Here is an 11,936-nt window from a genome sequence, read left to right as displayed (position 1 = left end):
ACCATAGTTATCGATAATATAGCGATAAAAACAACCACTAGAACCTGTCGCTAAATGCTTTGCGTACTGAAGATATCTACCTTTAATAGATTGTTTAGTTTTGCCAATATATAGAATATCTGACTCACCTCTTAACCTAGGAACAGGACGAACTGAACGGAAAAAATAAATAACACTTTTAGCATTACTAGCTTCCGATGACCCAAACAAATCCTTGAATTGACTTTCTAAATCACTTGTTTCTGTGATTATGTTTGGTAGCATTTTAATGTTATCAATATTCAATTTTATCACCTGATACCTAACGCCGCGTTAAGTGGTGAGCAACGCTACCACCCTACCTAAACCATTGTGCCGTAAACACTAAATTCAAAGCAAACCGAAAATGCCAAGCGTTGGGAATCCGTCTTAAACGCTTTGTTAGCTGCGTAGCTTTTTGGAGAGCAGGTTCTGTTTTGATTCGAACCCGGCGCTAGTATAAAAACCGATAGCTCCTGTGTTATTTGACCAAACATGCAGCTCAACTGAACTAGCGCCAAGAGCACTAGCCCACTCAGAAAAGTAAGAAACTAGCCCTGTAGCTACACCCAGCTTTCGAGCTTCGCTAGAAACGATTAACTCTTCAACATACCCATACGTTCGTGATTGCGTCCAGCGACGCTCTTTAACGTCAGTGAGATTCCCCAATAAAGCTCCGACTACCTTTCCATCGTGCTCGCGAACAATAAGTAACTGACTCTTATCAGATAGAATGTCTTGAAGCTCAGTCTTATTTAGTACATCTTCAGTTTTGCGAACAACATCTGGAGCTAAGTCTGAGTTGTGCTCATTCTCGGATATGAAAAGGCTAACCAATACATCTGAATCTTTGATTTGGGCTTCACGAACCATAAATTTTCTCCAAGCAGCTAACGCCCAATTAAGGTGCGACAACGCTATAACACCCAAGCTAAACCATTACACCGTAAACACAAAATTCAAACCGGAGTAAACTCGCCACGCGTTGAGAGTCACTCTTAAATTGTTTGTTAGTGCGTACTTTTTACGAATGCATTTTTGCGTGAGCCCGGAGCTTTTTTAACGCCCAATCATAGTGACTTGGCATCGCAGATACACTGTAACTTCCTAACGTTGTTGTGCCGGTCCAATCGAAATACTGTTTAGTGAAAAGTGCCTCATTAGTAAAACTATTAGCTAACTCGAGCGACGCTTTATGACTTTCCTGTACCAATTGCTTTGCTGCCGACAACTCTGTTTCTTGGTGCTTTTGCCAAAATTCAATGTTCATTTGGCCGTATGTTTTCCAATTGTATGGTTCAGGAAGAAAACTGGCCTTCTGTCCCACCATGTTTGAATTAACCCATTTCATTAACAACTGATGCCATTCGTACAGATGTATCAATACATCTCGAAGGTTTCGGTCGCGGGCCCAATGTAATTCCTTTTTACCCTTGTCACTGGAAAAATCAAACTCAGTATTTAACACACTTTCAGGCATTGAATCGATATACCGAAATAGCTTTGTAAAACTCTCATCAGCTTGATGAATTAACTCTTCCTTAGTCTTCGGTCTTGCCATAACAAACTCCGTTCATCGTCTATAGATAAGCACTAACGCCCAATTAAGGTGCGACAACGCTATAACACCCAGACTAAACCACTACACCGTAAACACAAATTTCAATTCGGAGTGAAACCGCCACGCGTTGGGAGTCACTCTTAAATTGTTTGTTATATTGCCCGCACGACAGAGCCAAGTTTAGCGCCAAGGTGCTGAATTGGTTACAAATCTACTGGTTCTGAACTCAGAAGTAAAACGGATAGTTCGAAACTCAACCATAGACAATAAAGTGCACTTGGCTAAGAAGCGAAATGAGTTGAAATTGGAGTCATTCGATTAGTCTAAATTACAAAGAATTCGAGCGACAAACCTGACAGCAAAGTGCGCTGAACCCACAAATTTCAATGAAGTCCCCACGAAAAAGAAGCCACGCAAAATGAACTTGAGCCAGCAAAACTTACTAACGAGGAGACTTGCGTGACGTTGCAGCTAATTAACCGACAAACATTCTACGTGCGATGGTCATTTTGATGGCATTTTTCACGAGACGAACAGGTGTGTAGCTCGTACGCAGAACAAAGATAAACGGATAATTTAACCCTTTGAATCTTATGCAATATAACGCCGCGTTAAGTGGTGAGCAACGCATAACACGGCACCTAAAGTATTGTGCCGTAAACACTTAACCTGAAGTAAACCCAAAATGCCGAGCGTTGGGAATCCGTCTTAAACGCTTTGTTAGGCATGCTCCCCTTTAGCTTCGCTTCTAAATAAGGGAAAAATACCAAGCATAATTGAGACCAAGCCAACAACTACACCCGCAATGCCAAATATCAGTGACCACCTTGCCTCCAATTTGCTCTGCTCTAGTTCTTCAAATCGTACCTGTACTAAACCAGAAAGTTGCTTCAACTTTCGTTCTATCTCTACATTATCAGTAAGAGCTGCGATATCTTGAAAAATACTGGCTTCCAGCGGGTCAAGATTTTGGTAAGGACTATTTTCATCAAGCTTGCTAATTACATCTTGAACCTTTGAGCTCCACAATATTTTTTCGCTGTCCTGAACGATTAAATTTGATGTATCCGAGAGTATTTTATAGTTCAATTTCAAAAGGTAATTTCGTAAGATCAACTTGTGTTGATTCACATCACTTGGGGGCTGTATTGCTTCTAATATTAGTGATACGTCTTTAATCTCAAACTGTTCTCCACCTTTCAATAAATATGTTACCGCTTTTTCGAAGTCAGGGTAGCTATCAACAATTTTGGGCTTACTAGAGTCCAACGAGGTAAGAGAAAACCCCGCAATAACCGCTGATAACATACCTGCGAGTAAGGGAATGAATAATTTTATTGTTTCAATATTGATCGTAATCTTCATGATATCTCAAACATATTTTTACGCCTAAAAGCCTAACGCCCAATTAAGGTGCGACAACGCTATAACACCCAAGCTAAACCATTGCACCGTAAACACAAATTTCAAATCGAAGTGAAATCGGCAAGCGTTAGGAGTCACTCTTAAATTGTTTGTTAGGTTTTTATTTGGCAATACTCTCAAGCAGTGGAGGTAACTTACTCATTGATGGTAATTTCAAAGCTAAATCATCATATACTTTTGTTAAAGCCCACTCTTCAAGTTGAGAACTTTTACCATCAAAATCAAATGAAGTCCCCGCAACTGTATAATAAGGCGAATTATAGGCAGGAAGTACACTTAACGATTGCATTAAAGTTGCGACATTATCACCACTCTTTGGATCTGCGGCAGCATAATGGGCTGCCACTTTATTTCTCCATTTCTTCACTGGTTTTGGTAGGAACTCCTTTCGTTTTGCAAAAACAGCACCTTTCATTTTAGCTGGTTCAGCTTTGATATCTTTGTATTCCATACCTGATTCAAATAGCTCTTTAAGGGCAAGAAGAGAGCATAAATTGAGATGATACACGCTAAAAACATCAAAATTTGTTGTTCCAAACAACTGAGCATAATGATCCGTACCATTAAACAATGTAATTACTTTAACTGCTCTGCCAAGTTGCAACGTCCCTGTTGTAAAAAACTCATTCATCATTTCATAAGCATGAGAAATATCACGAGCCCCATGATTCAACAGAAACTTAAGATTTTCATGCTGCCGAGTATTAAAAGCTTCACGATATAATAAACTTGTTACTTGTTGTATTTGTGGCAACATTCTTTCATTGCTACCGTATGCTTGTAACTCTATCATTTACCCTCCGTAAACCTAACGCCCAATTAAGGTGCGACAACGCTAGAAAACCGAGACTAAACCATTGCACCGTAAACACAAATTTCAAACCGGAGTGAAATCGGCAAGCGTTAGGAGTCACTCTTAAATTGTTTGTTAGATTTTTCATTTCGTATCAATCAGTTAAAGTCAGGTAAATACGAAACTAACGAATTGATACACCCTCAATTTCAATAACTGAATTCGCATTGGCTCGTTCGATAATTTTAACCAAGGCAGATTGAATAACCTCATTTTCTCTAGCATCAGTTTCACTTGAAAAACGCTCTTCTTGAACCTCTGATTCCTCGCCAAGAAGAAACTGAACAACCACTTCATTTGCAAAGTCAGACCTTTCACCGAAGTAAGATAATGTGATTTGAGGGTAACCTTTAAAKCCTTTTTTGACCTGTTTCGCGATACGTTTCTTAGCTTTATCCAAATTCATATTAAATCCTTGTAAACACTGAAACTGAAAAAAATATAACGCCCAATTAAGGTGCGACAACGCTATAACACCAAGCTAAACCATTGCGCCGTAAACATAAAATTCAAATCGAAGTAAACTCGCCACGCGTTGGGAGTCACTCTTAAATTGTTTGTTAGTCGCCTATTTCATCGTCTTCGTAAAGAAGTAACGAGAATGCGAAATAGGATAATTATCAAGTGTCATTTGACACTCATAACCTAATTTTTCATAAAACGGCTTTGCTTGAAAGCTAAATGTATCCACCATTGATGAATGACAGCCCTGTGACTCTGCATAATTCTCAAGCTTAGCCATCAATTCACTTCCAGTTCCTTGACCGCGAATAGTCTTATCAACCCACAGGAAGTTTATTAAAAGCCAACTTCCAAAAATTTCGGCAGTAATACCTGCAACTTTTTTCTCGTCATCAATCGCATAATAAGCCACTTTTCTACGGTCAATACCTGCTAAAAATGGAGAATTGTGCTCAACAAGACCATTGCGTATTTCATTGATATTTTCTTCTGTCGGATCTAAATCTAGATCAAATTCCATTGTAATCCTCATGGCGACTAACGCCCAATTAAGGTGCGACAACGCTATAACACCAAACTAAACCATTGCACCGTAAACACAAAATTCAAACCGGAGTAAACTCGCCACGCGTTGGGAGTCACTCTTAAATTGTTTGTTAGAAGCAATTTATCCCATTAATAATTTGGCACCTTCGCCAATTGCTACCTTTGCTAAATCAGAAAGTACTGAAATCGCGCAATCACCTGAAAAATTAATAAGTTTATCTCCTATAGTGATTGAGGGCTCTTTTAATGACTCTGGCATAGAGTTTAGAGCAATAAGGCCCATCGGAGTTAAAACCACATTATCATAGGCATCAATTCTTTCCTTTCTTTCACCTTTTATATAACCAGAATCAATCAACCATGAAATTGTACTATCAGCAATTTTTTGTTCTTCACTATAACTATCCACTAACGCCCATGGATGACCAGTGATCTTCCTTTCTACCTCTGTCGCAATACTTCCAGAACTTACCTCAATAGGCACTGGAAATGATTCGTAACATCGACCCAAAATGCTAGCTACACCTAAATTAAATAATTCGATATTCTTCATATTGACCTATTGCTTATAACGCCGCGTTAAGTAGTGAGCAACGCCTGCCGCCCAACCTAAACCATTGCACCGTAAACACCAAAACTGACTTGAATCGAAAGTGCCGGGCGTTGGGAATCTGTCTTAAACGCTTTGTTAGTTTGCTTACATGATGAAGCCAAAGTTTAGCACCAAGGTGCTGAATTAGTAACAAAATTACTGGTTTTGAAAGCCAATGTAAAACTGAAAACTACGGAACTCAAACCCAACCAACAAAACGAGTTTGGCTAAGAAACGACATGCGATAAACAACCACGATTTGAAGCATCTTTGCTGACAAAGGATTCATTCGACCAACCTGACAACCAAGTTCAACGAACCGACTTTTCTGCGACCGACTCACCAAGAAAAAGAAACAGCGCGAGACACACTAAGCGACCAAAATTACTGATGTGGTGAAATGAATAACGTTGAACTCACAGAGTTGAAAAACAACCTACGCGCGATGAGATTTGGTTGCACAACTTTCGAAAAACGAGCAGGTGTAAAGCACAGAAACAGGACTAAGCTTTTTGACCATAAACGCTTTTCTACTATTGCAAACTAACGCCGCGTTAAGTGGTGAACAGCGCGACCACTACACTCAAGACATTATGCCATAAACACTGATGCATATCTTTGAACTGAAGCCACCGAGCGTTGTGAATCCGTCTTAAACGCTTTGTTAGGCAAAGCTATAGCTATGCCCAAAACTTCCACCATGGTTTTTTAATTGAACTATTTGTTTCTTCGTCATCTTCTGGCGACTGCACAACAAAGAAATCCGTGTGAACGGCTATAAGAACACCATTTAAATCATAACTGCCTACTACAGGATAAAACCCATCGCCCCAACCTGAATGGAAAAGTATTAGATTATTCCCATTATCCTTAGGCAATAGGATATTTGCGATTCCATTTCTAATTAATTTTTCATCATCCATTTGGTCGAACCAGCAATTACTATCACTATTTTCAAATAAACCTTCATACCATGATTCTTGCACTGGCATATCCTGTTCAATTGTTTCTGCATCAGCAAAACATGAAGTACCAGCATCAACACCATATCCGAAAAACTCACCAGAGTTCAGAGGTCGATTAGATGGTTCCCCACTCAGTGAGAGTTCAAGCAGCTTTCTCGAATTCTCACTAGCATTGGCATCAATAATTAAGCTAGCATAAGCTTCACGAACATGGCTCCCATCTAAATTAGGGCTTACATCGGCAAGAGTAACAATTACCTCATATTCACCAGGTATGATTTGAATAAATATGTTATTTGACTTACTCAATCCCGTAAAAGGATCACATACGATCAATTTCCCTGAGGGTAGTTTTAACTTCCCACAAGGAATAGTACTTAGCTCAACCTTGTCATCACCATCACAAATAACCTCAGACTTTAGTGCTGACCACTTACTCCCATTTGGATATTGCATCAAACCTCCTTGTTTTGCCTAACGCCGCGTTAAGTGGTGAGCAACGCCAACCACCTTACCTAAACCATTGTGACATAATCACTTAACCTAAAGTAAGCTGAAAATGCCGAGCGTTGGGAATCCGTCTTGAACGCTTTGTTAGTTTTAAATGACTCCACCAAACCCTTTCATTTCACCAAGAACAGTAGCCCCTAGAAAATTAATGAGGTTACTACCAATCATTAGTCCCTCTTTCTTTTTATATGTATGGAATACACCAACTAACTTAGGGACGGTCCAATCTTTGGAAGTTTCATACCCGACTGGCCACGCAAAAACTGCACCACCGCTCATTCCATTTGGGCTTGGGGGTGTTGTACGTTCGTTAGTTTGCGGGTTGATAGTCTGTTTATAGTTAAAATGTATGATTGAGCTAGTCGTCGGGCAAAGTTTTAACGAATCATAAACTGACTTTTGAGCTGCAACACCTCTAAAATAGTAAAGTTCGGATTTGTACCCATCAGGTTTCTTTTTCGATTTGCTCGCAGGGTAGCCAACAACGGAAACAACACCTAATTCTTCGGACGACTCTAGTAACTGAGATTTTGTTTGTGGGAGAGGCAAAAAGTGATAGCAGAGTTTGCAAGCAAATTCGGAGGACAAGCGAATATATGCCATGTCCACAGTGTCATCAGAACGACGAATTTCTGGGGGCAGATCAACAAATGCAGTATAGCCATCAATTTCACTCAATCCGTCCGCAGTCGGCACCAGTAAAGTTCCATTTACCATATCATCAGTCACGTGTGCGGCAGTAAAAAGAAATGGGCGATTATTCAAGTCGACGAACACGGCAGTTCCAATTTGAACCACGCGCTTAGGGACATCTGTTTTGATAAAGACTGGTACTACTGACTTATCAACTTTCACTAAATTCTCCTTTAAAACTAACGCCCTGTTAAGGGGTGAGCAACGCAATACCAAAGCCGCCGCATACCACCTTAAACACTTAAACCAACGCATAGTGAAAATGCCACGCGTTGCGAATCCCTCTTGAACAGTTTGTTATGAGCGGGGTTAAGAGTGCGCTTTGACGTACTTTTTGACCTTCTTCATAGCCATTTGACGCTTAAGTGGTGAAAGATAGTCGATAAACAAGTTACCCGATAAATGATCTATTTCGTGTTGCATTACGATGGCTAGAAACTCATCACTTGCGATGGTAATTGGTTTACCTTCGCGATCTAAAGCAGACACAACAACTGAAGTAAAACGCTCTACATCTGCATAGTACTCAGGAACTGATAAACAACCTTCTTGACCCATTGCTTTATCCGAGCCATTAATCACTTCTGGGTTAACCAAAATTAGCGGCTCATCTCGACTTTCTGAAAGGTCGATAATAACAACTGCCTCTTTACGACCAACTTGAGTCGACGCCAAACCGATACCATTGTCAGTCGCATATAGCGTTTCCAACATATCGTCTATTAATGTTTGTACCAACGTAATATCTTGCACCTTTTCCGCTTTGACCTTAAGCCTTGGATCCGGTGCAGTCAGAATTTCTAAAACTGCCATATTTTCCTTCTAATTCTTGGAAGCTCATAACGCCGCGTTAAGGGGTGAGCAACGCAAACCACCCTACCTAAACCATTGTGACATAACCACTTAAATTGATGAAAGCCGAAAATGCCAAGCGTTGGGAATCCCTCTTAAACGCTTTGTTATAGTTTATTTTGTCTGCTAATAATGCATTTTGATATAAGCCATTGATTTTCAATGCTTATATTATTATTGAAACACCTCGAATCGACTATTACCATATACACTCTTTGAAACAAACCTAGTGAAACTTATATGCTATCAATTTCTCGCAAAGAAGGGCAATCACTTCACCTCATTAATAAAAATAACGAGGTAATTGCAACAATAAAAATTCAACCACAGCGTAGGCATAACCAAACAAGTCTTGGGATAAACTTTTCTACAGACTTCAAAGTTGTTAGAGATGAAAAGCTAGCAGAAATGCTAGAGAGCAGCTTATATGAGTAAATTAACAGGACTAATTAAACGGCTATATATATTTTTCACTCGAAATAAGGAAAAAAATTTGGATATCAGTTACGTGACCAAAAGTGGCAAGAATGCAGATGCAATCCAAAAACCTCACAAACATGAAAACGGAAAGTATGTTGTGAGTAAAACAAGGTTTGAGAAAGACTACTTATACGTGGAATCTTATGAGAAAATTGAGCAATATCTCAACAAAGGGTATAAGTTGCGAGTTAGTTGCACAATGCCCAAGACCGCACCTAGTCTTGTCAGCCCCAAATCACTAACTATCACGAAATAGGCTGAGAATGGCGGTTTATGACTAAGCCGCCGAAAACTATAACGCCGCGTTAAGTGGTGAGCAACGCAACCACCTTGCCTAAACTATTGTGCCGTAAACACTAAAGCTGAATAAAACCAAAATGCCAAACGTTGGGAATCCGCCTTAAACGCTTTGTTATATTGTTGTTAACACATAAGAAAGAGCGCTAACCACCAGACCTGCAGCTAACGAACCAAGGCAAACATTAGTCCACAGACTTCTCTTGATATGTATCTGTTCAAGTTCATCTATTTGATCCCCCCATAGGAATAAAGATCCTACAGATGTTCTCAATAAACTAACTATCGAATATAAAACAAAAAGCAACGAGCCACTAAAAATGTAAAACTTAGTTCCTTGTACCTGAGACAGCATGAAATCTTTTGATAAATAGGTTAAAAACACACCAACCCCATCAGAAGACTCCAAGAATAAATAACATGCTATGGACGCGGGTAATGATAAAGCAGCAAACTTAGCTAGTTTACTAAGCCTATAAATTGTATCTACATGTTTTATTCTTAGAACTTGCTCTTCTAAACCACTAAATACCTCTTTCGCGAATTCAGAATCGTCCGAATTTACACATATTTCTATACGATTACTTCGTTTATCAAAAGTGACTTTTGCATGATGAGACAGTTCATTACCAATATTAAAATACTCGACCTCTACTCGTACCACAGGGTTCAAAATAGTATTATTACCATTCAAAATATCTCTCATTGATTTTCCGACAACGCTCGTTCCGTCCTGATTCTTAAAGGTATACTTGGACGATGACTTCTTCCCAATGAGATCGAATTTAGGCACTAAAACACAAACAAAACCACCTAATCTCTTTTCATCTAGCTTAAATATCTGCTTAATTTCTTTATTCATAATTGATTGCATAGTTTAGTCACGATCAGATTGCTGTGTCGATTATATCAAACATGAGGAATAATATATGGTATCAATATAACGCCCGCTTAAGTGGTGAGCAACGCAATACGATGTTTCCGCACACCACCATAATCACTAAACTCAACGCATGGTAAAAATGCCACGCGTTGCGAATCCGTCTTAAAGCGTTTGTTAGGGCTTGAGTGCCACCAGTAATTTTTTATATTCTTTGATAATAGATTTATGGACTGTCCCACGAGTATGACGCGGTCGCTTTCTACGCTCGAGTTTAAGCTCTTCACTGCAGATCCAATTAATTTCTTTCTCAAGTTTGTTTTCGGTGAAATATTCACCGCTATTCACATCCGGGAATGGCACGATATCAGAGGTATCTCTATTATAAATCGCCCCTTTAATTGGATGCATTTTTAGCATTTTCTTTAAATTTTTATCAAACGAAAGAAACATTGGCACAAAGTAATGTCCATCGCTACCCATTCCTAAAGGTATTAATTGTTCCATAATTCTCGGAGCTGCCATGTCCCACGCAATATTGTCTAACTTTTTTAGCAATTTATGTGTTTCGCAGCGTTTATGCACCTCCTTGAGAATTGGTAAGTTATTTCTCGATGAGAAATATTTATGGGCTATTATTGCTTCACGATCCATATACATACCTACGCTCTCATGCATAAATTGAAGGTAGACTTTCATTTTATTTCTTTCGTTTTTATTTGACTCCTCCTGAACACGCACCATACCTATCAAATTTAAAAGTAGATTTCTCTGGAGCAACATAAAATCATCTAATGTATGCTTATTTTCAAAATAAAATCCATATGCTGCGTTTATTGCATTACGGACAGCTTGCCTATGTGAAACGGTGAACTTCGGGTTTAGTGTTTTCTTATATTCTTGGCAATCAATACTTGCAAAGAGGTGTAAGCTGCATAGGTTTTCACGAAAGCTCTTGTCTAAACTTAGCCAGAAGCCTAGTTTACTCTTAGAGGCAAAATCTGCTTTTTTCATGATAGTTTTAATGTTCTCAACCAAGTAAAATAGAAAGTCAAAATTCAAATCATCTCTTAGTAATTCATCAACTAATCTCAAAAATTCGCCTTGAACGTTGCCTATAGACTCACCTCGAACTAACCTATTGATATAAGAAGCAATATTAGTATCGAACATAACCGTATAATCAATAGGAAAATACACTTTTCCTTTGTGGAAGATAGCTTCAAGCATATCATCATCTATGAAGTACAGGCGCTCCGACTTAAAGTATGGAACTAGATAATCAAAAGGTTCTTTGGTGTACTTTCTAATACATTCAGGTAAAACAACCCTGTCGTAATCATCTAGGTGTATCACCCCACTGAGCTCTTGGAATTTTCCTTTTAAAGCTAACCATGAAGTAGCTACATCTAAAGGGCTTTCAGCAACAGAAAAGCGAGTTGCACACTCGTAAAATTCTTCTTGTTCAAATAGTTCCATAGATATTACCTGTTATAATTCAGAGCCCTAACGCCGCGTTAAGTGGTGAACAACGCCAACCACCAAACCTAAACCATTGTACCTTAAACACTTAAGCTAACTTGAACTGAAGTCGCCAAGCGTTGTGAATCCGTCTTAAACGCCTTGTTATGTGCCCGAACTCATTGTGTACTCTGGGTGTCCCGTATGCTCGTCCAGTTGCTCACTTACGACTGCAAAACCTTGAGACAAATAGAACTGATAACTAGCCTGATTTTCCTTGTATACGGAAAGGCTCAAGATCGCCCTTTGAGCTTTGGCATGACTTAATAATTGCTTACCAA

Annotated in this window: 14 protein-coding genes; all 14 read right to left on the bottom strand. The window is 39.2% G+C overall.

The genetic code is table 11. From position 1 onward, the window contains the following. A partial coding sequence (locus L4C39_RS19195; protein ID WP_429747507.1) for a hypothetical protein occupies window positions 1–285 on the bottom strand: 285 nt, incomplete at its 3' end. Between the two features lie 135 nt (window positions 286–420). After that, complete coding sequence (locus tag L4C39_RS19190; RefSeq protein ID WP_429747505.1) at window positions 421–891, bottom strand: GNAT family N-acetyltransferase; 471 nt, start codon at window positions 889–891, stop codon at window positions 421–423. Between the two features lie 151 nt (window positions 892–1,042). Then, entirely contained in the window at window positions 1,043–1,579 is a 537-nt protein-coding gene (locus L4C39_RS19185) for a ClbS/DfsB family four-helix bundle protein (RefSeq protein ID WP_429747503.1), read from the bottom strand. Window positions 1,580–2,299: 720 nt separating this feature from the next. Continuing rightward, window positions 2,300–2,944 carry a hypothetical protein gene (locus L4C39_RS19180; protein WP_113795339.1) on the bottom strand — a complete coding sequence of 215 codons (645 nt, stop codon included), beginning with the start codon at window positions 2,942–2,944 and terminating at the stop codon, window positions 2,300–2,302. A gap of 160 nt (window positions 2,945–3,104) precedes the next feature. After that, window positions 3,105–3,797 carry a hypothetical protein gene (locus tag L4C39_RS19175; protein ID WP_429747501.1) on the bottom strand — a complete coding sequence of 231 codons (693 nt, stop codon included), beginning with the start codon at window positions 3,795–3,797 and terminating at the stop codon, window positions 3,105–3,107. Window positions 3,798–3,981: 184 nt separating this feature from the next. Continuing rightward, window positions 3,982–4,263: a hypothetical protein gene (locus L4C39_RS19170; RefSeq protein WP_171757579.1), complete on the bottom strand. Its 282-nt coding sequence runs from the start codon at window positions 4,261–4,263 to the stop codon at window positions 3,982–3,984. A gap of 162 nt (window positions 4,264–4,425) precedes the next feature. Next, a complete protein-coding gene (locus L4C39_RS19165) occupies window positions 4,426–4,839 on the bottom strand; it encodes a GNAT family N-acetyltransferase (RefSeq protein ID WP_429747498.1) in 414 nt (137 codons plus the stop codon). Between the two features lie 147 nt (window positions 4,840–4,986). Next, a complete protein-coding gene (locus L4C39_RS19160; RefSeq protein WP_429747497.1) occupies window positions 4,987–5,418 on the bottom strand; it encodes a hypothetical protein in 432 nt (143 codons plus the stop codon). Between the two features lie 719 nt (window positions 5,419–6,137). Continuing rightward, on the bottom strand, window positions 6,138–6,878 hold the full coding sequence (locus L4C39_RS19155) for a DUF4241 domain-containing protein (RefSeq protein ID WP_136995831.1): 741 nt from the start codon (window positions 6,876–6,878) through the stop codon (window positions 6,138–6,140). A 144-nt stretch (window positions 6,879–7,022) separates the two neighbouring features. After that, window positions 7,023–7,787 (bottom strand): hypothetical protein, encoded by a 765-nt coding sequence (locus L4C39_RS19150; protein ID WP_372094116.1) that lies wholly within the window; start codon window positions 7,785–7,787, stop codon window positions 7,023–7,025. A gap of 147 nt (window positions 7,788–7,934) precedes the next feature. Then, window positions 7,935–8,438 carry a peptide deformylase gene (gene def, locus L4C39_RS19145; RefSeq protein ID WP_429747494.1) on the bottom strand — a complete coding sequence of 168 codons (504 nt, stop codon included), beginning with the start codon at window positions 8,436–8,438 and terminating at the stop codon, window positions 7,935–7,937. Window positions 8,439–9,369: 931 nt separating this feature from the next. Continuing rightward, a complete protein-coding gene (locus L4C39_RS19140; protein WP_429747492.1) occupies window positions 9,370–10,116 on the bottom strand; it encodes a hypothetical protein in 747 nt (248 codons plus the stop codon). Between the two features lie 195 nt (window positions 10,117–10,311). Continuing rightward, the gene (locus L4C39_RS19135) at window positions 10,312–11,613 is read right to left on the bottom strand and encodes a hypothetical protein (protein ID WP_429747490.1); all 1,302 of its coding nucleotides are present in this window, start codon (window positions 11,611–11,613) and stop codon (window positions 10,312–10,314) included. Window positions 11,614–11,760: 147 nt separating this feature from the next. Next, window positions 11,761–11,936 (bottom strand): GNAT family protein (locus L4C39_RS19130; protein ID WP_489686403.1); only part of this gene is annotated, 176 nt, incomplete at its 5' end.

The organism is Vibrio clamense (assembly GCF_050337905.1).
Lineage (GTDB): Bacteria > Pseudomonadota > Gammaproteobacteria > Enterobacterales > Vibrionaceae > Vibrio > Vibrio cortegadensis.
This window is presented reverse-complemented; position numbering and strand designations above follow the sequence as displayed.